Origin of the sequence: Affinundibacterium seohonense (genome assembly GCF_014284305.1) — a bacterium.
Taxonomy (GTDB): domain Bacteria; phylum Pseudomonadota; class Gammaproteobacteria; order Burkholderiales; family Burkholderiaceae_D; genus Undibacterium; species Undibacterium seohonense.
In genome coordinates this window covers 34,628-59,098 of the sequence record NZ_JACOFW010000005.1, presented here as the reverse complement: position 1 = coordinate 59,098, position 24,471 = coordinate 34,628, and the positions used below count along the sequence as shown (strand labels likewise).

Annotated in this window: 15 protein-coding genes and 1 pseudogene; 7 read left to right on the top strand and 9 right to left on the bottom strand. The window is 47.3% G+C overall.

The features are described from left to right. Positions 1 to 817 precede the first annotated feature (817 nt). Together H8K52_RS06290 and H8K52_RS06285 are read left to right on the top strand one after the other, a co-directional pair. Entirely contained in the window at positions 818 to 2,089 is a 1,272-nt protein-coding gene (locus H8K52_RS06290; RefSeq protein ID WP_186922044.1) for a porin, read from the top strand. A gap of 12 nt (positions 2,090 to 2,101) precedes the next feature. Next, positions 2,102 to 2,524: a type 2 periplasmic-binding domain-containing protein gene (locus H8K52_RS06285; protein WP_186922043.1), complete on the top strand. Its 423-nt coding sequence runs from the start codon at positions 2,102 to 2,104 to the stop codon at positions 2,522 to 2,524. Positions 2,525 to 2,617: 93 nt separating this feature from the next. On the opposite strand, the gene H8K52_RS06280 is transcribed toward H8K52_RS06285, so the two are convergent. Beyond that, complete coding sequence (locus H8K52_RS06280) at positions 2,618 to 3,649, bottom strand: Leu/Phe/Val dehydrogenase (protein ID WP_186922042.1); 1,032 nt, start codon at positions 3,647 to 3,649, stop codon at positions 2,618 to 2,620. A 623-nt stretch (positions 3,650 to 4,272) separates the two neighbouring features. On the opposite strand from H8K52_RS06280, the gene H8K52_RS06275 reads away from it, so the two are divergent. From H8K52_RS06275 to H8K52_RS06260, 4 genes and pseudogenes are all read left to right on the top strand, one after another. Further along, on the top strand, positions 4,273 to 4,728 hold the full coding sequence (locus H8K52_RS06275) for a fasciclin domain-containing protein (RefSeq protein ID WP_186922041.1): 456 nt from the start codon (positions 4,273 to 4,275) through the stop codon (positions 4,726 to 4,728). A 351-nt stretch (positions 4,729 to 5,079) separates the two neighbouring features. Then, complete coding sequence (locus H8K52_RS06270; protein ID WP_186922040.1) at positions 5,080 to 6,279, top strand: efflux RND transporter periplasmic adaptor subunit; 1,200 nt, start codon at positions 5,080 to 5,082, stop codon at positions 6,277 to 6,279. Between the two features lies 1 nt (position 6,280). Next, positions 6,281 to 9,487: an efflux RND transporter permease subunit gene (locus tag H8K52_RS06265; protein WP_186922039.1), complete on the top strand. Its 3,207-nt coding sequence runs from the start codon at positions 6,281 to 6,283 to the stop codon at positions 9,485 to 9,487. A 129-nt stretch (positions 9,488 to 9,616) separates the two neighbouring features. Next, positions 9,617 to 11,179: pseudogene (locus H8K52_RS06260) on the top strand (POT-type proton-dependent oligopeptide transporter). 73 nt (positions 11,180 to 11,252) lie between these two features. On the opposite strand, the gene H8K52_RS06255 reads toward H8K52_RS06260, so the two are convergent. The 3 genes from H8K52_RS06255 to H8K52_RS06245 form a co-directional block, all read right to left on the bottom strand. Continuing rightward, a complete protein-coding gene (locus H8K52_RS06255; protein WP_186922038.1) occupies positions 11,253 to 12,962 on the bottom strand; it encodes an alkaline phosphatase family protein in 1,710 nt (569 codons plus the stop codon). Between the two features lie 264 nt (positions 12,963 to 13,226). Then, positions 13,227 to 14,558 carry an acetamidase/formamidase family protein gene (locus H8K52_RS06250; protein ID WP_186922037.1) on the bottom strand — a complete coding sequence of 444 codons (1,332 nt, stop codon included), beginning with the start codon at positions 14,556 to 14,558 and terminating at the stop codon, positions 13,227 to 13,229. A gap of 201 nt (positions 14,559 to 14,759) precedes the next feature. Next, the gene (locus H8K52_RS06245) at positions 14,760 to 15,644 is read right to left on the bottom strand and encodes an MBL fold metallo-hydrolase (RefSeq protein ID WP_186922036.1); all 885 of its coding nucleotides are present in this window, start codon (positions 15,642 to 15,644) and stop codon (positions 14,760 to 14,762) included. Positions 15,645 to 15,765: 121 nt separating this feature from the next. Here H8K52_RS06245 and H8K52_RS06240 point away from each other — a divergent pair, with 121 nt between their 5' ends. Then, positions 15,766 to 16,677 (top strand): LysR family transcriptional regulator, encoded by a 912-nt coding sequence (locus tag H8K52_RS06240; protein WP_186922035.1) that lies wholly within the window; start codon positions 15,766 to 15,768, stop codon positions 16,675 to 16,677. An 85-nt stretch (positions 16,678 to 16,762) separates the two neighbouring features. Here the strand turns inward: H8K52_RS06240 and H8K52_RS06235 are convergent, their stop codons facing one another. The 5 genes from H8K52_RS06235 to H8K52_RS06215 all read right to left on the bottom strand — a co-directional run bounded on the left by H8K52_RS06235 (position 16,763) and on the right by H8K52_RS06215 (position 24,189). Next, positions 16,763 to 17,536: an enoyl-CoA hydratase gene (locus H8K52_RS06235; protein WP_186922034.1), complete on the bottom strand. Its 774-nt coding sequence runs from the start codon at positions 17,534 to 17,536 to the stop codon at positions 16,763 to 16,765. A gap of 308 nt (positions 17,537 to 17,844) precedes the next feature. Next, positions 17,845 to 19,041: an acetyl-CoA C-acyltransferase gene (locus H8K52_RS06230; protein WP_186922033.1), complete on the bottom strand. Its 1,197-nt coding sequence runs from the start codon at positions 19,039 to 19,041 to the stop codon at positions 17,845 to 17,847. Positions 19,042 to 19,055: 14 nt separating this feature from the next. Continuing rightward, the gene (locus H8K52_RS06225; RefSeq protein ID WP_186922032.1) at positions 19,056 to 21,455 is read right to left on the bottom strand and encodes a 3-hydroxyacyl-CoA dehydrogenase NAD-binding domain-containing protein; all 2,400 of its coding nucleotides are present in this window, start codon (positions 21,453 to 21,455) and stop codon (positions 19,056 to 19,058) included. A gap of 263 nt (positions 21,456 to 21,718) precedes the next feature. Further along, positions 21,719 to 23,509 (bottom strand): acyl-CoA dehydrogenase C-terminal domain-containing protein, encoded by a 1,791-nt coding sequence (locus H8K52_RS06220; RefSeq protein WP_186922031.1) that lies wholly within the window; start codon positions 23,507 to 23,509, stop codon positions 21,719 to 21,721. Between the two features lie 77 nt (positions 23,510 to 23,586). Then, complete coding sequence (locus tag H8K52_RS06215) at positions 23,587 to 24,189, bottom strand: TetR/AcrR family transcriptional regulator (RefSeq protein WP_186922203.1); 603 nt, start codon at positions 24,187 to 24,189, stop codon at positions 23,587 to 23,589. Positions 24,190 to 24,471 lie beyond the last annotated feature (282 nt).

Here is a 24,471-nt window from a genome sequence, read left to right as displayed (position 1 = left end):
GGTGAGGTGTCGTGTTTGTGTTTTGATTGTATAGCGCAGAGCAGGTTGACGCTGAATTGGTATCGCTGAAAATGTGTCGATAAATATGGAGAATGATCCTAGAGCTTGCTCTATTTTTCTCTTGTAACAATACCAGTTGCCTGATGGAACTTTTATTTGGGGGCCGTTTTATTCCTTCGAATATCAAAATTGTGAAATGAATATTGTTGCTTTTTCGATTTAGGTCCTGTCGACGAGATGTCTTGTTGTATGAATGATATTTTCTAGCTGTTATTGATCGATATCAATGTAAATTATTGATTTGTATGGGTAAATGTTCTTTCTGTGCATGAATTTCTTTCTGGATTTTGAATGAGTTTCAGCAATTGGTGTTCGACTTTTTTATGATACTTCGGATCTACAGGTACCGTTCAATTGTGAAAGAACGTTAAAGATAAATAGATGATGCACGGCAACAATTTCCTTCTGTTATCATTCTTCTTGAGCGTTGGATGAATACCAATTTGCGCAATTGAATTTGTCTGTACGTGTTGTCGTGAGCTTGATCGAGCGAAAGAAAAATGGTTTTTTCTTGGTGCGGAACTAACAAAATGTTGCTAAAAAATAGCAAAATAGTTTTTGAATGGAAATATCTTTGACGAATTTCTGATTGTTGCTAGTATGAATTCAGCGTCATGAAAAGTTCACCTCAGTGCTAGTTTCGGTTTTTCCGCATTTCTTATTCTAGATTCAATTTTTTTTGTCTTTGGTTTTTTGTCTATCTCTTAAGCCCCGTCAAGACTTATGCCGTTTGCTTACAAAAATAAAGGAAAGCAATATGAAAGCGCAATTTATCTACCCGTTAATTTTAGCAAGTGTAGCCAGTATCTCGGTCATGCCAGTAGCGCACGCCGATGAATTAAGCGATTGGTTAAAAATCGATGGCTTTGGCACTATTGGAACTTACAAAGGAAGTAGCGATGTCGCAGGTGTCCGCACCGACCAACGTCAACGCGTTGTGTCGTTTAACGATTGGCGTTTTGATGGCGATAGTCAAGCGTCGATTCAGGCAACGCTAAATCCACATGGCAAGCTCAAGGCAGTATTGCAATTGATCTCGAAAAAAGATATCAATGGCAGTCATAAGCCAACTGTGGAATGGGCCTATGTATCGTACCCAGTGACTTCAGAATTTGATTTTAAAATTGGCCGCACAGTAGCGCCGATTTTTATGATGTCTGACTATCGGAATCTGAATTACGCCCAAACGATGGCACGTCCTCAGACCGAAATTTATCAGGTCAACCCTATCACTTTTCAAGACGGCGTAACCGCACGATGGGAGAAGAAAGTTGGCTCTGGCATGCTGCAATTTGAAGGTTTTTTTGGTAAAACCAAAGTCAGTGTTTCAGGCGGCGACGTTGATTTAAGTCGTGTGAAAGGACTGTCAGCAAAGTGGGGCCAGGACTCATGGAGTGTGCGTGCTGGATACTCATGGTACGACGCTTCGGTCATTGCACCGACGGTCGAAGCAAATATTAAAACGTTGATTTCTCTACCGTCAGTGTATTGCACGAACTGTGCATCCGTGATCGCCAATCAAGCGACACGTACGGGGATTGATGCGAAGATCTCGACCATAGGCGCAACGTTTGACAATGGTGAATGGATAGGTCAGGCGGAATGGAGCAAACGTGACACGAACAGCGTGGTCATTGGATCGGTCTCAGGCTGGAATGTGATGGGTGGCTACCGTTTAGGTGACTTTACACCATACGCTGGTTTTAGTAGTTACAACGTGGATGCTAAGCGCACTGATCTGGCAGCAGGCGTCGCCGCACCGGTGGCTCTGAAGGCGCAGTTAAATTATCTCAATCAGTCGTACATGGGAACAGGCGACCCTTCACGTGATGCGATGACAATCGGTGTGCGTTGGGACTTCGCTCGTAACCTCGCTTTAAAGGCACAGTACGAACGCATGAAAATGAAGTTGCCTGCCGTTGGTGCTTCTTCGGGTTTTCAAAGTTATGAGACTTCTCTGCTTGGCAAACCAAACGGTTTCGACGGTCGCGTATCGATGTTTACGCTCAATCTTGATTTCGTATTCTAAGCGAGGCCTGACATGAAATTATTCACTAAGACATTATTGGGACTCGCTCTATTGACGAGTGCTCATATCGCGCATGCAGAGCATGTTGTTGTGGTCTCATCCAAGAGTAGCGTCGCTAATTTGAGTAAAGATCAGATTGCCGACATCTTTTTAGGCAACAGCAAGGAGTTTCCGGGCGGTGGCCAAGCCTTACCATTATTGGTTGGGTCTGGTGCAGTACGGACTGAATTCTTTGAAAAAGTATTAGGCAAAAACGAAGCGCAAGCAAAAGCAATTTGGTCGCGCCTAGTGTTCAGCGGCAAAGGCAGTGCTCCTCGTGAGGTCGGCGATTCGGCTGAGATTTTGAAATTGATATCCTCAAATCCGAATTGCATCGGCATTATGGAGAAGAGTGCCGTCAATGCCAGCGTGAAGGTGGTTTATACTAGTCCGTAGTTGGGAATTTGTAGCGCGAAAAAAAACCCGCAGCATGATTCATGCTTCGGGTTTTTTTATTCTGTCATGACCTCGAAATCGGTCAATCTAGGTTTACTTCTTAAACTTCTCTTCAGCCAAACGATCAGCGATCACGCTAGTCGGTACACCTTCTGCATCTGCACGAGCAAACACTTCAGATAATGTATCGCCGATACGACGTACGTGCGCATCCATGCCATCTTCTGGGGTGTTGTTGTACTCGTAGCAAACTTTGATAATGCCACCCGCATTGATCACGAAATCTGGCGCGTACAAGATACCTTTTTGACGGCAAACTTCGCCGATTTCTGGTGTCGCTAATTGGTTGTTGGCACCGCCTGCAACGATCTTGACTTTCAGACGATTCATGGTGTCTGGATTCAAGGTTGCACCGAGAGCACATGGGGCGTAGATGTCAGCTTCCACGTCGTAGATGGCATTGACGTCGACCACTGTTGCACCGAATTCTTCTTGTGCGCGCTTCAAAGAATTTTGATCGATATCGGCAACCACCAATTTTGCGCCAGCTTCGTGCAGGCGGCGTGCGTAGTCGTAACCAACGTGACCCAAACCTTGTAATGCAACGGTCAAACCGTCAAAGGAATCGCGTTTGAAATGATGTTTTACGGCAGCCTGTGCCCCAACGAAACAGCCTAATGCGGTGAATGGGGAAGGATCGCCACGATCGCCAAGACCTGCGACGTATTTGGTTTTGCTGGCGACGTTTGCCATGTCCGCTGGACTAGTACCGACGTCTTCTGCGGTGATGTAACGGCCACCGAGACGTTCTAAGGCTTCGCCGAGCGCTTCAAACAAAGCGGGTGTTTTATCTGTTTTTGGATTGCCGATAATGACGCTCTTACCGCCGCCAATAGGCAGGCCAGCTACGGCGTTTTTGTAAGTCATGCCGCGGGAGAGGCGTAAAACGTCGCGCACTGCTTCGGCTTCTGTGGCGTAATTCCACATACGGCAACCGCCCATGGCAGGACCTAAATTTGTGTTGTGAACCGCGATGATGGCGCGTAAGCCAGACTTAGGTTCAGAGGCGAAAACTACTTGTTCGTGATTGTCAAAATTGACTTCGTTGAATACAAAGGCGGTCATGCTTATGGCTCCGCGCGGATGTGGTGCAATTTGGCAGATGCGCCAGTTTGATCCAGTGCCGCAAAAAAAATGAATGGATGAAAAGGAAAAATGGTTGGTAAATCAAGTTTTCACCAAGCGGGTAGCCGGCGAAGAAACGGTGATTGTGTCACGCGCGCAGAAGTATACGGGTAAGACCTTATAAACTCAAGTTGGATTCGTGATTGAGTTCGACGAATAGTGCTTTCTATTGAGGCGCCTTTCATGGGTGCTGTTGCGAGATTCGTCGTTCGTTTCCGGTAAACACGAATCCCTTATGTAGTCGATATGTTAACTCAGAGGGCACCAAGCTTCGCTTTCTATTGGCTTATTTGAAACGTTGTCGACCTGCGCCGTTGCGCCAAACTCCACTGGAAACTATGCGTTCCATAGCGGTTCAAAACGACGCGATACTTAGCGGTATTAAATGATACTAATCGGTAGACAATTTTACTGATTAGTATAAGATTCGATGGCGTTGTAAATCAAGTAGCGCAAAAACGGAGAGATTGCAGATTCGTGTTGATTCTCCATTAGGTACAAATCCAAATAATTTATATTCAGTTTCTGTTGTTAAGCTAAATCCATCTACTAAGGGGTATGTTATGAAACGTATTATTCTCGCTTCCATTTTGAGCATCGCTGCAACTTTCTCTGTGCAAGCTAAAGACATCGTTGACACTGCTGTTGGTGCCGGCAACTTCACTACACTAGCGACTGCGTTGAAAGCTGCTGGTCTGATCGATACTTTAAAAGGTAAAGGTCCATTCACTGTATTCGCTCCAACTGATGCGGCATTTGCCAAGATTCCAAAGGCGGATCTCGATGCTTTGTTGAAAGATAAAGCAAAACTGACTGCCGTATTAACGTATCACGTCGTTGCTGGCAAGGTGATGGCTGCTGATGTGAAAGCAGGCAAAGTGAAAACAGTGCAAGGCGCATCTTTCACAGTAACAACTGCTGGCGGTGTGAAAGTTGATAATGCGACGGTCACAGCAACAGATATCGTGGCTGACAATGGTGTTATCCACGTAATTGATACCGTAATCATCCCAAAATAATGGTATTCGTATAGCCACTTTCTGCTAGCGAATGTTTTACACCTTGCTTGCTAGGTCAACATCGTTGAGTAAATTTGATTGGCTAATTTGCAAAACGTATCGTGTAACGACATATACTAGTGGAAGAGCGTGACAATTTATAGAAAAAACGACCGTCAATATTGATGGTCGTTTTTTTGTTCTATTAATTCAAAATCAATTTTTGTTTTGGCGGGTATTCTGTAAGGTCTTGGTTTTTTACGAATATTTTGTGTCGACCTAGCCAATTGATCAAAGGTTCTCGTGACAAAATATTGAACTTTACGTATGGTAGCGGGTTCAAAGACTGATTCTATTTTCGGAGGTTTTAATATGTCGCGACCAAGTTTACTTATCCTCACTTTATGCCTTGCTTTAGCGGCATGCGGACAAGGGGCAAAGGATAGTAAAGTATCTGATAAGACTGCAAATGTAGAACGACCTCTACAGATTACCGCCGAAGATTATGTCACGATACAAAATAATGCACTCGCCTCCGGTCCGGTGATTACAGGTTCAATTCAGCCTGAGCGGAAAGCAGATTTACGCGCTGAAGTGTCAGCCATCGTGATGCAAGTTTTGAAGGAAAATGGTGAAGCCGTACGCAAAGGCGATTTGTTGGCGCGTCTTGATGACACTAGTTTTCGCGATCAGCTTGCCTCTAGTGAACAGGCCGCCCGTGCTGCACAACAGAGCTTGGATCAATCGGAACGCCAGTTAGAACGATTAAAAACCTTGCGCGCGTCGGGCATGACATCAATGCAAGCATTAGAAGATGCGGAGATTCGCCGTAATAATTCACAGAGCGAATTAGTCGCTGCCAAAGCACGCGCGGTCGCTGCTCGTCAACAGACGCAACGTACCGAAATCCGCGCGCCTTTTGATGGCATCGTCAGTGAGCGTAAAGTTTCCAATGGCGACACCGCGCAAATCGGTAAAGAAATCATGAAAGTGATTGATCCCAATAGTTTGCGTTTTCAAGGCTTGATCTCCGCTGATGCGGTGACCTCGGTTAAAGCCGGGCAGGCTGTGAGCTTTCGTATCAATGGCTACGATCAACAATTCATCGGTAAAGTTCGACGGGTAGATCCAGCCGCGAATGCGACCACACGTCAGGTCGAAGTCTTGGTTGATTTCGTTGGCAAAGACCAGCCTCACGTCTCCGGTCTGTATGCCGAAGGACGTATTGAAGCTGGCAGTACCGAAGCCTTGACCATCATTAATTCGGCGGTAATCCGTGATGGTGATAAGAGCTATGTGTGGGCGGTACAAGAAGGAGTGTTGAAGCGGGTTGCCGTTGTGCTGGGCGAGCGTGACGTCCGCCGTGGTGACTTTGCAATTACCGCTGGTTTGCAGAAAGGTGACAAAGTCTTACGTCAGCCTCTCTCAACCTTTAAAGACGGTACAAAAGTGCTATTTGTTGCCTCTGCAGGTAATGCCGCCGCTGCAAGTCCCATACCTGCCGCAGCTAGTAATGTAGCTGCATCGGTTCCAGCTAGCGCTTCCGCACCCGCCTCTGCGACAGGAAAATAATATGTTCTTATCCGACTTTAGTATTAAGAGACCGGTTGCGACTATTGTCATTATCATCGCCCTGATGTGCGTTGGTTTACTGGCCTTGTCGAAACTGCGGGTCAACGAAATTCCGAACGTGCAAGAACCTGTGCTGGGCGTCTCTGTACCATATCCAGGTGCTTCGCCTGAAACGGTAGAGCGTGAGATTGTCAATCGTATCGAGAAATCTTTGCAAAGCATTTCTGGCGTTACCCAATTGAATGCGTCGGCTAGTGAGGGTGGTGCGTATTTTTCTTTGCGCTTTAACTTCGACCGTAACATGATCGAGGCGTCGGATGATGTGCGCAATGCGATTGCTTCCGTACGTTATAAATTGCCGACTGAAATGCGCGAGCCAATTATTGAACGGCGTGATCCGAATGATCAACCCATTATGCAATTGGCCTTGTCGTCGAAAACTAAGACGCATGCTGAGATTTCACGTTTAGCTGAAGATGACTTATCAGATCGATTCCGTGGTGTCGATGGCGTCGCCGTGGTGACGGTCAATGGCTCACTGAAACGCGAATTGAGTGTGTTATTGCGAGCCCAAAAACTGCGTGAATTTAATGTGTCGGTTTCGGAAGTGGTTTCGGCTTTACGCACCCAAAACTCGACTGCACCAGTTGGTAAAGTGCGCGGAACGATGGATGAAAAAAGCATACGCTTGGTCGGTCGTTTAGAGTCTCCAGCAGAATTTGAACAAATCGTGGTCAAACGTCGTGGTGGTGAAGTAATCCGATTGGCTCAGGTGGCAACGATCAAAGATGATTTTGCCGAAATCAATGGTTTTAGCGTCCGTAATGGCAATCCGAATGTCGGTATCATGGTGATGAAGTCACGTGATGCGAGTACCGTTTCTGTTGCTAACAAAATTCGCAAGCAAGTCGATGAAATCAATAAAACTCTGCCCGAAGGGACCAAACTTGAGATTACCCAAGATGGTGGTAAAAACGCGCAGAAAAATTTAAATAACGTCATTGAGTCATTGATCTTTGGTGCAGTTTTGACGATCTTTGTGGTCTACGTATTTTTGAATTCATGGCGTTCGACTTTGATTACTGCATTGAGTTTGCCTACCTCTGTGATCGCTGCATTTATCGCGGTTTGGCTGTGTGGCTTTACACTCAATTTTATGACTTTGCTTGGCCTGTCTTTAGCAATTGGTGTGCTGATCGATGATGCCATTGTGGTGCGGGAAAATATTGTACGCCACATGGAAAATGGTTCGGACCGTCGCACTGCCGCCTTAAATGGTACGGCTGAAATTGGTTTGGCAGTTGCCGCGACGACCTTTTCGATTATGGCAGTGTTTATTCCGGTGGCGTTTATGCCCGGCGTTTCTGGTGAATGGTTCCGCCCTTTTGCTTTGACGGTGACATCATCAGTCATGGTGAGCTTGTTTATCTCCTTTACGCTTGATCCTATGCTGTCGGCGTTCTGGGGTGATCCGATCGGCCATCATTTACAGCCAAAAACAGGCATCAGTGCCGTATTGGAACGCTTCAATAAATGGTTCGACAGTAAAGCCGAAGCCTACGGCAGCGTGATCGCCTGGGCATTACACCATCGTCGTTGGATGGCAGTCATTGCGATGTTGAGTTTTGTCTCTGCACTGGTATTGCATGGCATGTTTGGTGGCACCAGTTTCTTACCAGCCTCTGATAGTGGCACCATCATGATCAGCGTACGTACACCTTCTAGTTCCAGCCTCGAATATTCTCGTTTGAAAGTGGAAAAAGCAGCAGAGCTGGCGCGGACCTTACCTGAGACGGTAGCGACCAATAGTAGTATCAATATCACGGGTGGTCGGGTGTATGTGGATATTGGTAAGAGTACAGAACGTAAGCGTTCAGCAGCACAAGTCGCAGTGGCTTTGCGCGCCGCCGTGGGCACTTTGGTTGGTGCGGAATATGTGGTGCAGGACGATTTGAATAACGGTGGTGGTAAGCCAGTACAGATTCGTTTCTCTGGTGAAGACTCACGCAAATTAATGGAGATCACCAGCGACTTTATGGAAAAATTACGTAAAGTCCCGGGCGCTGTCGACGTTGGTTTGTCGGAACAAGATCCTAAAGATGAGCTGCAGATTGAATTGAACCGTGGTCTGGCGAATTCATTGGGCATCTCCTCCAGTGATGCGGCACAGGCTCTGCGCGTCGCTTTCGCCGGGGTAGAAGTTGGTGATTGGGTTGATCCAACTGGCGAAACTCGTGACGTATCAGTGCGTTTGCATCCTGAAGATCGCGTCAGTGCCGACAACATCGAGACCTTACCGATCGCGGTGACTGGTGCCGATAAGATGGTGCCGTTAGAACAAATCGCCACGATCACCATGGGCAAAGGTCCTTCAAGGATTGAACATGCGGACGGCAAGCGCATGATCGCGGTCTCTGCCAATGTCCAAGGTCGTTCGCCAGGTGAAGTGACATCTGAAGCATTAAAGATCGCCAAGGCGATTAATTTCCCAGCAGGTTACGGGATTGAGTTAGCGGGTTCTGCACGTAATCAAAGTGAATTGTTTACGGAAATGACGATAGCGCTGGTCATGGGTATCGGTTTAATGTATTTGATTTTGGTGATGCAGTTCGGTTCATTTACCGCACCTGGTGCAGTCATGTTGTCTTTGCCATTGAGTCTGATTGGTGTTGTGGTCGCTTTGTTATTGACCAACGGCACACTCAATCTAATGAGCTTCATCGGTATTATTATGTTGATGGGCTTGGTTGCGAAGAATGCGATTCTCTTGCTCGACTGCGCGCGCAAACGGGAAGCTGAGGGAGTCGGTCGTGAAGAGGCTCTAATGTATGCAGGTCGTATGCGTTTGCGGCCGATTTTGATGACCACGTTTGCGTTGATTGCCGGTATGTTGCCAGTGGCGATTGGGGTTGGCGAGGGTGGCGAATTTTATCGTCCTTTGGCGATTGCGATTATCGGTGGCACGATTACCTCGACGTTACTCACGCTGTTGGTCGTGCCAACTTTTTACGACAGTATCGAGATTGCACGTGATCGCATGATTGCCAAGTATGGACGTCGAGCGCAACGCTGGAATGCGTTCTTTGCCTTCATCGTGACTTTGATCGAAGCGATCTTGACATTGATTTTCGTGCGTTTGGTGTATCGTTTGTTGATGGCCTTATTCGGAATCATTTCTGGTAAAGGGCGCTATAGTCACCAAAAATAAGATGTCAGATTGACGTCTTCACTGACGTTTCTGCAAATGTGTAAGAACAGAAAAATGTTCTGTAACGGCCTCTTCAGAGGCCGTTACGCTATCTAATATTAGTACCAAGAAGAGAAAGAAAACCACAATATGAGTACTTCAGTGCTACCAAACTCAGCACCAACGATGCCTAAGCAAATTCCCTTCATCATTGCCAATGAAGGTTGCGAACGATTTAGTTTTTACGGCATGCGCAATATTTTGACCATGTTCTTGATGACCAGTTTGCTGTTGTCGATTCCAGAAGATATGCGCAAAGGCGAGGCCAAAGACATTTTTCACACCTTTGTTATTGGCGTGTATTTCTTTCCTCTATTAGGTGGTTGGTTGGCTGATCGTGTTTTTGGTAAGTACAACACGATACTTTGGTTAAGTCTGGTGTACTGCGCCGGACATGCCTGTCTGGCGATGTTTGAGCATAACAAAAATGGTTTTTACACCGGCCTGTTTTTAATCGCACTCGGCTCCGGCGGGATTAAGCCTTTGGTGGCGTCGTTCATTGGCGATCAGTTCGATCAGACCAATCGTTCCTTGGCGCAAAAAGTGTTTGATGGCTTTTATTGGATTATTAATTTTGGCTCCTTTTTCGCATCGCTGTTAATGCCATTTTTCTTAAAGAAGTTCGGTGCCAGTGTTGCGTTTGGGATTCCGGGCTTATTGATGTTCGTCGCGACGTTTGTATTTTGGTTAGGACGCAAAAAATATGTACGTGTAGCGCCTGTGAGTAATGATCCGCATGCGTTTTTGGTCGTTATTCGTCACGCTATCTTGTCACGTGGAATGAGTCGTGTAGATAGTCGCCCAGGCTTGTGGTTGACCGTCATTGGTTTCGCACTAGCCTTGGTCGGTCTGTATTTCATCCCACAGATCGGCGTAGTGTCGGCTTTGTGTTCTGCCTTGGTGTTGGTAATGGGTTTTGGTGGTGTCGGGGCTTGGATACAATTGGACCGTGTCCGTGGTCAACATCCTGATGAAGCGATTGACGGTGTGCGTAATGTGCTGCGCTTATTGGTGTTGTTCGCGTTGATTACGCCGTTTTGGTCCTTGTTTGATCAGAAAGCCTCGACTTGGGTATTGCAAGCGGATCATATGACTAAGCCAGAATGATTTCAGTCGTCCATGATGCAAGCGCTCAATCCTTTGTTGGTGATGATCTTGATTCCATTTAATAATTTTGTCTTGTATCCGATGCTCAATAGCGCTGGTGTCAAGGTTACCGCTTTGCGCCGTATGGGAACTGGCATTGCGTTTACTGGTCTGGCGTGGATCGTTGTGGGTGGATTGCAATTAGCGATTGATGGTGGCGATCCAATCACGATTGTCTGGCAAATTATTCCGTATGCACTGATGACTTTTGGCGAAGTGTTAGTTTCAGCGACGGGCTTGGAATTTGCTTACAGTCAAGCGCCATTGTCGATGAAGGGCGTGATTACGAGTTTTTGGTATTTGTCCGTGACGGTCGGTAATTTGTGGGTTTTGCTCGCAAACTCCAGTGTGAAGGGGGCGGCGGTCACGACTTATATTGAATCTTTGGGGCTTAGTGTGACGGCATTCCAGATGTTCTTCTTCGCGGGCTTCTGTCTCTTTGCTGCGTTCCTATTTGCGATGTATGCACGTAATTATCGAATGTTGGATAACTATCGCAAGGCATAAATATCGCCACAAAAAAAGCCGCAAGCGCTGCGTTTGAACGCGAAGAGCTTGCGGCTTTTTTACGTCTTTAAGTTTACTTCAAAGTCTCAGTCAATACGCGTCCTTCCGAACCTGATGGTAATCGGATGCGTAATAAATGGGACAAGGTCGGCGCAATATCCATCACCTCGGCATACTGGCCATATGCACCTGCTTTGATCCAAGGTTTGCCCATGATGATCAGCGGTACATTGGTGTCGTAAGTATATGGCGTGCCGTGTGACGTGCCAGAATTCGTGGAACCGAAGTACCAGTAAGGTTTGACGACGACCGTCAGGTCACCTGACAATTGTTTATGCCATGCTCTCTGCATCAGACGGCTGATGCGGTCATTCGGTAGTTGGCCGTTTTCGAATTGGGTACGTGTATAAGTTGCAGCGATACCGTTGTAACTCATCATGAAGCGAGCAGCTGTATTTTCTAAGTCAGCGCGCGAGATACCTTTTGCTTCCGCTTTGCTGTAATCGAAGAAGACGTAGGGCGCTGACCATTTACGGACGAGTTTTTCGACGCCGAATTTTTCTGTTAAATGCTGATTCAATGCGCTTGATATTTTGCTGCCATCGAGTCGATTCGCATCACGTTTGATACTCTTTGAGAATTCAGGGACGTTGGCGAAACCATGATCGGCCGTGAGGACAACTAAGGTATTGTCTAGCCCGACCTTCTTGTCAACATCACTCAAAAATTTCGCTAATAAACGATCCAAGCGTTGCAAATGATCGTGTGACATTTTGCTCTCTGGACCCCAGGTGTGATTGACATAATCATGGCTGGATAAACTGACGCCTAAGACATCGGTCACACCTGCTGGATTATTCCCTAATTGTTCACCATCAATCGCCGCACGCGCGAAATCTAAAGTGAGTTCATCAACGTAAGGGCCGGTGAATAATTTTTCGTAATATTCAGCATCGGGTTTTCCTGATGCACTGTCGTAGGTATAGGGAAAGCGTTTGCTGCTACTGGAATTGGCTGGTGCGACCAGATCATCGTGCGCATCACCGTGATAAGCCGCTTCGGGCAACATGGTTGTCCATTGTTTGCCATAAAAACGATCTTGCGGCTTATTCGCATGGAAGGTGGTGTGCCAGGCAGGATGCTGATTCATGTAATACGTGCTGCTGGCAAAACCACCGGTCTTCTTCATCAACATATACGCGGTACCGGTTTTTCCAGCCAATAAAATCGCACCGCGATCTTTGCCAGATACGGTCAATACTTTGGATTGATTGCCGGTAGCGTAGCGCAATTCATCACCAACTGTACTGACCTTCAAATTCGCGGGCGAGGTGCCATCACTGGCCTTTGTCTCCGTGCCAATATAGGTATGTTGTGTATCTTCGGTACAGTAAACTGAAGACGACGTGTTGGGATCGAACCAGCTATTTCCGATGATGCCATGCTGATAGGGATAAGCGCCAGTTAACACCGCGCTATGACCAACGGCCGTGACGGTAACACCATGTGCCTGATGTGCATTCCCATACCACGCACCTTGTTCCATCAAACGCTTAAAACCACCCTCACCAAATTGGTGGCGATATCGTTGTACCTGCTCATTTGGCAAACCATCGACGACCAATACCAAAATGAGTTTTGGTGCTTTGGCGATTTTTGGGCCATGCTCATTGGCGGCAAATGTGATTTGGCAAGTACTGCTAAGAGTAATCGCTACCAAGCTGCTTAGTAGAGCTCGGCGCAGCGTCGAGTGGCGGTGTTGTGAAATGGATTTTAGTGTCATGGGCGCTGATTAAAATGGAGAGTCGTTGAAATTCAAAGCAGCGCATAGGATACCGCAAGTAGGTGATTAGTTCGATTCATCATGTTCTATTTCATCGAAATTTAGTCTCGTCAGTATGCCTGTTGCATGCCATATTTATATAGCCTACTGATATTGCTTCCCGATATCACTACTTGCATCCTATCTCAAAGTTCATCTTCTGCTGAGCAAAATGTCCGCCGAATCATTCTTGTGAATGAGCTTATCGATGGTGGTCAAGTCAAACTATTTTACTTTCATCGGGATGTTCTTCAGCAAGCTCTTATTTAATTTTGCAGCCAGACCAACGCTACGCCCAGCCAGATTGACGACACGATATTCCATCGAGCTACCCAAAATTTGCGCACTCTCGGATAGATTCAAACCATAGTCTTCTGCCAGCCATTGCGTCATGCCACTAGTTGCAAGTTTGAGTGCTTCGTCCAAGGAGCCTGCCTGTCCCAGCGTCATGATGTGAGTTGGCGACACCACACGTGGCATGGCAATTTGTTTGTGCTTGATGACTTCGACACTGAATTCCACAGCCATTGAGGTTTCTAATGCATATTGCGAAGTCTCACCATCCCCTTGTAATGCGTGCGCATCGCCAAGGTAGAGTAGGGCGCCTGGTTGATTCACCGCTAGATAGATCGTATTGCCTTCGACGACTTCGTTGAAATCCATATTGCCACCAAAATTGCCAGCATCACCTGTCGATATCGCCGGCATGCCATTACCTGGTGCGACTGCCAAACCGCCCAACATCGGTTTCACAGGGACATTGAAATTCTTTAGCTTTTCACCAGCCTTATCTGGACTGGCTAGGCCATTTTTCAAATCAAGTTTCCAGCGTACGGCTTGTCCTAATTCTGTGCTGCGGGATGCTAAGCGCGTGGTTTGTGCTTTGTGTACGATCATGTCTAAACTATCCGCATAGTCGCGGTTTAAGCGCAGGCTTTTAATATGAATCGCAAGCACATCGCCGACATCGGCATCGGCGACATAGAAGGGACCGGTTTGTGGATTGCCATACAAGGCGACCGTCGCACCGTGCTCGTCGACGCCGCCAGAGTCGACAGTTTTCGTTTGTACGGTATCACCTGACCAGATGGTTAATACTGGCTGGCGATCAGGTGAAAAGGTGTTGGAATAGGAAGTCGGAACATAGCGATGGGTATGCGGAACCTTGCTGATCCGATCTGGAATTCTGTTTGCAGAAAATGTATGTTGAACCCGTACTTGTGGGTGATTACTATCTGGGAAATCAGCAGTGCCACGCAAACCGTCTGAGGTGATTTTGGCGTGATAGTTGTAAATGGTTTTATCTGCTGCCGTTGCTGTAAAGAGGTAAGTGTCGTCTTTGCGAACGCCGACAAAGGGATCACGATCAATATGTCCGCTGATCTTGCCGTCTTGCTCATCCAGCTCCAGGCTTTGATACGTCGTATTGCCCCAGCGGTCTAGTTTCATGACGTAGGAGTGATGCGCAGGAACTGTCGTTTGCGCATGTGTCTGTAAAGTGAAGATGGTCAAAATGCTCGCGATGAGCAAGGTGGATATGAATGTGCGTAAGCGCATAGATCGTTTTCCTGAGAGAGAATTTGAAATGACCGCATGTGAGTTGATTGATCTAACATCGCAGCAGATGCACTGCGCATAATTAGTGGCAGAATCGTAGTTTGAATTTGTGGAGAGAATGTGGAGACGAAAAAAAGCCCGGTAAATTTCCGGGCTTTTTCGCGTATTTCTAGTATGGCAAAGTGCTTAGATTTTCTGTGTTTACCACTTCATTTCGCCTTTGTTCACTTTGGCACCGATGTCCAGTGACAGTGCACCTTCAGTCAGTTTTGGGTAGGACTGCTTCATGGCATTGATCAGTGCAGCGCTATCTTTGCTTGTGACGAGATTTTTTTCAAACGTTTGCAAATAAGATTTTGTGAAACTGATCGCGCTCGCATCGACAGTTGTGCCCGCGCTCATGTGGCCAGGAACTACCAGTTCTGGCTTTAAGGCTGCCATGTCATCTAATTGTGCGATCCATGCTGCGCGTTCGGCGCTGCTCTGAGTATCTGCGGTCCACACATGCATATTGCCGACGACAGCGATATTGCCGACGATGGTTTTAATCGATGGAATCCACGCATAGGGACGGTGCGCCAATAAGCCAGTGGTACCGCGAATTTCTATGGACTGACCTTCGAGTGTAATAGTGTTGCTAGTTAATGCTTGTGGCGCGATTGGTGTGCGTGGCGCATTCAAGCCCATTTTTGGCCCCCAGAACGCGACCTTGCCTGCCATCTTCGCGCTGAGTTTTTCTAGCACTGCAGGCGTGGTCACGACTTGCGCTTGTGGGAAGAATTCTTTCAAGACTTCGACGCCGAAGTAGTAGTCAGGATCTGCTTGGCTAACATAGATGATGCTCAACTGTTTGCCGCTGTCGAGTACGTTAGCGGCAATACGTAAGGCGTCTGCACGGGTGAAGCCTGCATCAATCACCATCGCTTCTTTGTCTCCGTAGATGAGCGTGGAATTGACATTGAAACTACCACTACCGGCGTTGTAGATTTTGACGTTCAATGGGGCGGGTTGCGCTGCTTGTGCTGTACCAAGAGTGATGGCAAGTGTGGCGGCGATCGTGCTGGTAATTAAGTTCGTGCGAATCATGGTGTGCTCCTTTAGTCTGATAAAAAGTACGCATCATTGCGTTGGATTGCACTATAGTTGCTAATATCGCGCAGATAAACACCATAATTTGCGCATAACTATTTCATTTTTCGAGCAAATTATGGATAGATTAACTGCAATGCAAGTATTTGTGGAAGTCGCCACCAGCGGTAGTTTTAGTGCGACAGCCGATAAGTTAGAGATGTCACGCGCGATGGTGACGAGATATGTCGGCGAGATGGAACGTTGGTTGGCGGCGCGGCTACTGCAACGTACTACCCGCAGTGTGACCTTGACTGATGCTGGTGAAAATTGCTTGCGCCGTTGTCAGCAAATGTTAGCGTTGATGGAAAATGTGGAAGAGGAAACCAGTGATCGCGAAGGCGAATTGCGCGGGCAACTTCGTGTTACTTGCAGCGTATCGCTTTGTTATGCGCAATTGGCTGCCGCGATTGTTGATTTTTTGCGTTTGCATCCACAACTAAAAATTGATTTGAACGCGAGCGAAGGCGCTTTAAATCTGGTCGAAGCGCGGATTGATCTGGCAATACGCATTAGCGCGGCTCCCGATCCCACCTTAATCGGACGTGTTCTAGCGCCGTGTAGTTCGGTCTTAGTTGCGTCTCCTGCTTATATGGCAGAGCATGGTACCCCGCAAATTCCTAGCGATTTAACCACGCATCGTTGTGTCAGCTACGCGAACTTTGGAAAGAGCATTTGGAAGCTGAGTCGAGGCGACGAGGTTGCACAAGTCAGTGTCGGCAGCTATTTCAGTGCGAACGAGGCGACCGCTTTATTGCAAGCTTGTTTGGCGGGTGGCGGTATTGCCCTACAACCGACTTACTTAGCTAACCCGTATTTAAGCGATGGTCGCTTACAACAAATTTTGCCGGAATGGCGCTTGCCAGAAATGTCGATTTACGCCCTTTATCCGTCGCGCAAACACTTATCCCCTGCGGTGAGGGCATTGCTTGATTTTCTGGTGGAACGGTTCGCTGTCGTTCCCTGGCAAGATACCGCGTCAGGAATTTAGCTAATAAAAAAAGAGAAGTCTAAAAACAGACTTCTCTTTTCTATCTTACTAATATCGTTCTCGACGAAGATCGATTCTGAGTAAATTAATTGAATTGCTTAAAATCCGGTTTACGCTTTTGAAAAAAAGCCATCATCGCTTCGCGTGCTTCGGGTTGTGACAACATCGCGCCGAAGTGAGCATTTTCCTCGGTCATTTTTTCGCGAATGGCTTGCGGTTGATTGGCTTTCATCAAGCTCTTGGTCAAACGTATGGATTTCGCTGGCAATGCGGCGATCTTCGCTGCTTGTTTTTCCGCGTACGGCAATAATTCTTCGAGCGGCAATACTTTATTCACTAAGCCCATTTCATGTGCTTGTTGTGCGCTGAAGGCTTCGCCTAACAAGAGCATTTCTGCGGCACGTTGATAGCCAGCGATTTGCGGCAAGACCATGCTGGATGCAAATTCTGGACACAAGCCCAATTGCGTGAACGGCATAGAAAACTTAGCGTTGTCAGCTGCATAGACTAACTCACAATGCATCAACAAGGTCGTGCCGATACCGACTGCACCGCCCGAAACGGCAGCGATCACAGGCTTTTTTGCATCATTTAAAGCATGCATGAATTGATAGACGGGCGGCATTTCCTCAGACATTAGACTGCCCGCATGTTTCATAAAGTCTTCAAGATCATTTCCTGCCGTGAAAATTTCTGGCTTGCCTGTGATCAAAATAACGCTGACGTTTTTGTCCTCATTCGATGCATTGATCGCATTTGCCATTGCTTCATACATGCCAAACGTGATCGCATTTTTCTTTTCTGGACGATTGAAGTTGATGGTCAAAATACCGTCGTTGATTTGAGTCAGAATTTCCATGGTTTCCTAATTCTTTAAAATCCAAAACCTCTCGTAGGGCGGGTGAAACCCGCGCTGTTCAGGTGATCGATGGGCTGGCGGCGCGGGTTTCACCCGCCCTACAATTTTGATTAAAGTCAAAACCTCTTTGTCCAGAGTAATGCCGTTCAGTTAAGCCATATTCCACGTATCGTCATTCCCGCGAAGGCGGGAATCCAGAGACGTAAAAGCCTAAAGACACTGGATCCCTGCCTTCGCAGGGATGACGCCTCGCTGTTTTGAGCTTAACTGGACAGCATTACTGTGTCCAGATGGTTCTTTAAACGAAATCACATTCTCTCAAAAATACCTGCCGCACCCATTCCTGTTCCCACACACATCGTCACCATACCGTACTTCAATTTATTACGTTGTAAAGCATGGATAGTAGTCGCGGAACGAATCGCACCCGTCGCGCCCAGTGGATGGCCGAGAGCAATCGCGCCGCCCATAGGATTCACTTTGGCCGGATCGAGACCGAGGTCTTGTACCACAGCCAAAGATTGCGCTGCAAACGCTTCATTCAATTCAAACCAGTCGATTTGGTCTTGTGTAATGCCAGCTGCTTTACATGCTGCTGGGATCGCTTCTTTAGGACCAATACCCATGATTTCTGGTGGAACGCCGCGCACTGCGAAAGAGGCGAAACGTGCCAATGGCGTCAGGTTGAATTGCTTCAAGATTTTTTCGCTAACTAAAATCAAAGCACCTGCACCGTCAGAAGTTTGTGAGCTGTTACCTGCAGTCACAGAACCTTTGGCCGCGAATACCGCTTTGAGTTTTGCTAAACCTTCGAGTGACGTATCTGGACGGGCACCTTCGTCACGATTCACTGTACGTGTCTTGAGTTCGATTTCGCCTGTGACCAAATTAGGTACACGGTCGATGATTTCGAATGGTGTGGTTTCCGCGTCGAAGTAACCAGCTGCTTGCGCCGCCAATGCACGTTGGTGCGATTGCAAAGCGAAAGCATCTTGTGCTTCACGGCTGACTTTCCATTGTGCTGCGACTTTTTCTGCTGTTAAACCCATACCGTAAGCGATACCAGCGTTTTCGTCTTTCAGGATCGCCATGTTCATCGATGGATTGCTGCCCATCATAGGAACCATGGACATGGATTCCACACCTGCTGCGATCATCACGTCAGCTTGGCCAACGCGAATACGATCTGCTGCCATAGCGACGGCTGTGATGCCAGAAGCGCAGTAACGATTGATCGTCACACCGCCGATGGTATTTGGCATGCCAGCCAAAAGCACGCCCATACGAGCGATATTTAAGCCTTGCGCGCCCTCTGGGAAAGAACAACCAACGATAGCGTCTTCGATCAGTTTAGGGTCGAGATTTGGCACTTGCGCCAAAGCGGATTTCAATACACCGACCAGCAAGTCATCTGGACGTGTGTTGCGGAACATACCACGGCCCGATTTACCGATAGGGGAACGAGTTGCCGCGACGATGTAAGCGTCTTGTAATTGAGTAGTCATTGTCGTGTCCTCGATTAGTTACGTACTGGTTTGCCGGTTTGCATCATGCCCATGATGCGCTCTTGCGTTTTTGGATGGTTCAACAATTCCATAAACGCTTTACGCTCCATATCGAGCAACCATTGTTCGCTGACCATGCTGCCGTTGTCGATGTCGCCACCGGAAACAACTTCCGCAATCATTTTGCCGAGTTTGAAGTCATGCGCTGAGATGAAACCACCGTCACGCATATTGATCAATTGAGCACCGATCGTCGCAACACCATGACGACCAGTCACTGGTACCAATTTACGCATAGGTGGGCGATAGCCAGCGTCAAACATGGCGCGTGCTTCGACTTTAGCAACATGCAATAACTCATACGCATTGAAAACGATGACGTCGTTTTGATCGAGGTAACCCATCTTCTGTGCTTCTAAGGCTGACTTAGATACATTCGCTGTTGCTGCATTCGTGAAGTAGTTTTTCAAGAATTGCAAGAGGTCAGTACCTTTGGCATCTTTGGCTGCACGTACTGCGGCTTCTTTCAGACCGCCGCCGCCTGGAACCAGACCTACGCCTACCTCAACTAAACCGATATACGATTCCAAAGCTGCAACACGTTTCGATGCGTGCATCATCAATTCGCAACCGCCACCGAGTGCTAAACCAGCAACCGCAGCGACCACAGGAACATTCGCATATTTCAATGCTTGGTGCGCATTTTGCAATTGAGAGATTGCTGGTTCGATGGCTTTCACGCCACCAGACATAAACAATGGCAACATTGCTTGCAAATCTGCACCGGCAGAGAAGGCACCGCCTTCAGCTGCATCAGCGTGCCAGATCACCAAACCTTTGAAATTCTTCTCAGCTTCTGCCAAGGCTTTTTCCATACCAGCAACAACGCCTGGGCCAATCACATGCATCTTCGTTTTGAAGGACAGGATCAAGACATCATCATTCTGATGCCAGATACGTACAGATTCATCTTCAAAGAAGGTCACGCCAGCGGTGGCGCCAGTTGCTGCACCTTCACCCATTACTGGGGCACGGAATGCTTGACGATCGTAGACTGCCAAACCTGAACGTGGTGCGAAGGTGTTGCGGCTGATAGACCAAGAACCTGCGGAGCTATGTACGCCAGCGTTGTCAGCCACTGGGCCTTCGAATACCCAAGCTGGCAACGGTGTTGCGCACAACGCTTTACCCGCTTCGATATCTTCCTTGACCCAAGTCGCGACTTGCTGCCAACCAGATGCTTGCCATGTTTCGAACGGACCGACATTCCAGCCAAAGCCCCAACGCATAGCAAAGTCGATATCGCGTGCATTGTCAGCAATCGTTGCGCCATGAATCGCGATGTAGTGGAAAGCGTCGCGGAAAATAGACCACAAGAATTGCGCTTGCTTGTTCGTCGATTCACGCAAGGATTTCATCTTCTTGACAGGATCTTTTTCCTTCAAGATGCGACCGACCAAGTCGTCAGCCTTTGCGCCACCAGCAACATAAGTGCCGCTAGCGAAATCTAAACGCTGAATATCTTTACCGACTTTTTTGTAGAAGCCTGCACCTGATTTGGAACCGAGCGTGCCCGCTGCTACCAATTTCGCCAAGACTTCTGGTGTTTTATAGACAGCAAAGAACGGATCATCTTGCAAGTTGTCTTGCATGGTTTTGATCACGTGCGCCATGGTGTCAAGACCAACCACGTCAGCAGTACGGAATGTACCGGAAGAAGCACGGCCTAATTTTTTGCCAGTCAAATCATCGACGACGTCAACGCTCAAGCCGAATTGTTCTGCTTGGTAGATAGTTGCCAACATACCGAAGATACCAACGCGATTCGCGATGAAGTTCGGTGTGTCTTTTGCGTGAACTACGCCTTTACCCAAAGTCGTTGTCAAGAAACCTTCGAGTTGATCCAAGATGTCAGAACGCGTTGCTGCAGTTGGGATCAATTCAACCAAATGCATATAACGTGGTGGGTTAAAGAAGTGAACGCCGCAGAAACGCTCTTTCAAGCCTGCGTCGAAACCTTCGGACAATGCCGTGATCGACAAACCGGATGTGTTAGACGCGAAGATCGCATTTGGCGCGATATGTGGTGCAACCTTTTTGTACAGATCATGTTTCCAATCCATACGCTCTGCAATCGCTTCGATGATCAAATCGCAGCCAGCCAAAACGTCGAGATTGTCTTCGTAGTTAGCGACTTCGATCAATGCTGCATCGTCTTTGTCACCGAGTGGTGCTGGGTTGAGTTTTTTCAGATTCTCAATCGCTTTGAGAACGATGCCGTTTTTCGGACCTTCTTTAGCTGGCAGGTCGAATAAAACGACAGGAACTTTGGCATTGATACAGTGCGCAGCAATTTGCGCTCCCATCACACCTGCGCCGAGTACGGCGACTTTTTTGACGATGAAATTAGGCATTGACGTACCTTCTAATAAAATTGAAATACGAAATCAGACTTGGTTGGGGGTAAGGCGTATGTAAACCGCCTCGCCATTTTTTACATCTTTTATTCCCCTCTCCCGCAAGCGGGAGAGGGGCTAGGGGTGAGGGAAGTTCAGCATACGCAACAATTATTACTAGCTGATTGCTCATTCAATTCGAGAAAAAATAATCTTCATCTTTCTCAAACACCCTCACCCCAACCCTCTCCCGCTTGCGGGAGAGGGGGCTGAAAAACTATTTAAAACAAATCGGCTTCTAAGGACAACAAATTCGCAGAACCAGAACGTGCCTGACGGATGCACATCGCTGTTTCTGGATACAAACGTGCAAAGTAGAAACGGATCGTTGCCAATTTCGCTTTGTAGAAAGTGTCGTCAGAATCTTGTTTTGCCAAAGCGATTTTCGCCATTTGTGCGAAGAAGTAGCTGTACACCAAATGACCAGCAACGCGTAAATACGGAACTGCCGCAGCGCCAACTTCATCCGGATTTTGGAAAGCCTTCATACCAATTTCCATCGTCAGTTTAGTGACTTTATCGCCGAGCTCTGCCAACGGGGTGACGAACTCAGACATCGCTTCATCCGTACCGTTTTCTTCAACGAAAGCTTGTACTTTTGCACCGAATTTACGGAGTTTTGCGCCGTTGTCTTGCAAAATTTTACGACCCAACAGATCCAATGATTGCACTGTATTCGTACCTTCGTAGATCATGTTAATACGAGCATCGCGTACATATTGCTCCATGCCCCATTCAGCGATGTAACCGTGACCGCCGAATACTTGTAAGCATTCAGAAGTGGCTGTCCATGCGTTATCTGTGATGAAGGCTTTGATAATAGGTGTCAGTAAAGCGACTTCGTCGGCGCATTCTTTACGTACTTCTTCATCTGGGTGATTTAATTCTTTGTCGAGTTGCAAAGCGACGTAAGAGCAGAATGCGCGACCACCTTCGGCCCAAGCTTTTGCCGTCAACAACATACGACGTACGTCAGCATGAACGATGATAGGATCTGCTGGTTTGTCCGGTGCCTTGACGCCTGACAAACTACGCATTTGAATACGGTCTTTAGCGTAGATCAGCGCATTTTGATACGCAACTTCAGTCAAGCCCAAACCTTGCATGCCCACGCCCAAACGTGCGGCGTTCATGAACACGAACATCGCGTTCAAACCTTTGTGTGGTGCGCCGATCAGCGTGCCGACTGCGCCATCCAAATTCATTTGGCAAGTTGAATTACCATGAATACCCATTTTTTCTTCGATCGCGCCGCAGAAAATAGGATTACGTGCACCTAAGCTGCCATCAGCATTTGGCATGAACTTTGGTACCAAGAACAGGGAAATACCTTTAGAACCTTCAGGTGCATCTGGCAAGCGTGCTAACACCAAGTGAATGATGTTTTCTGCACAGTCATGTTCACCGGCGGAGATAAAGATCTTCGCGCCTGTGATTTTGTAAGTGCCGTCGCCTTGTGGTTCTGCTTTAGAACGCAACATGCCGAGATCAGTACCGCAGTGTGGCTCAGTTAAGCACATGGTGCCTGTCCATTCGCCAGAAGTGAGCTTCGGCAAGTACTGCGCTTTTTGTTCAGGTGTGCCATGTTCATGCAAACACTCGTAAGCACCGTGTGACAAACCTGGGTACATGGTCCAAGCTTGATTACCGGAGTTCATCATCTCGTACATGGAATTGTTCATCACCAGTGGCAAGCCTTGGCCGCCGTATTCTGGGTCGCAAGCAAGTGCTGGCCAGCCAGCTTCTACATATTGCTGGTAGGCTTCTTTGAAGCCTTTTGGTGTAGTGACAGTGTGGGTGGTTTTGTCGTGGTGGCAGCCTTCACGATCACCGGAGTGATTGATTGGGAAAATCACTTCAGAGCAGAACTTACCGCCTTCTTCCAACACCTGATTGATGATGTCGGCATCGACTTCAGCATACTTAGGCAATTCTTTCAGTGCTGCTTCAACTCCTAACAATTCATGTAAAACGAATTGCATATCGCGTAACGGAGCGATGTATTGACCCATGATTTATCTCCTCTGGACTAAAATAAGTTTTAAATAAGTTGTAAAACTAAAAACTGATAATGTGACTTTGTAATGTTTTAACCGCTTGATTTCAACGGCGCATAAGATTGAATCATTCTTTCAAAACCAAGTTCAGCGCGATTCACACTGCCTGACTTCTTTAAAAAACGGGCATCGTGGTGAAGTGCCAAAATAAGACCATACATCTCATACACGATCTGTTCAGGATCAACATCAGATTGCAAGTGTTTGAATTCCTGTGCTTGTATGGTGGCTCTTAACAAGGCACCTTGCCAAGCGTTAACCATACCGACCAATTCGTCGCGAATCGGTCCATGGCGGTCATCGTATTCCGTTGCACCACTAATATAAATACAGCCAGACGCAATTTCCCGAGTCACCCGTTTGACCCACAAGCCAAACATAGAACGCAGGCGTGGCAAGCCCCGTTCTTCTTTCATACTAGGATAAAAAACTTCTTGTTCAAATAAATGGTGATACAGCTTGAGTACAGCAATTTGCAAGTCTTCGCGTGAACCAAAATGGGCGAACACGCCAGACTTACTCATATTCATTTGCTCTGCCAGCAAACCTATCGTCAAGCCCTCGAGTCCATGGCGGCTAGCTGACGTCAGAGCCGTTTCTAATATCGCAGCGCGGGTGAGCTCACCTTTGCGCATAAACTTCGATGTGATATTCATGAATTCAAATGGGTTTCAAATTGCAGGCGACAAGTCATAGGGAGAGAATAATCATAAAGCAATAAAAGCAGTGCCTTAGAAAATAATCGAACGACCGTACTATTCAACATGCCACTTTAAAAGTCAATCAGAAAAAAGTCATTAGAATGGAATACCTACAACAGTGTGCGAGATCGCAACGGCATTTCAGATACTTACAAAAATGCCCACATGTCGCAAGTATTTCACATGTGGGCATTTTCATTAATTGGAATGGTCGAT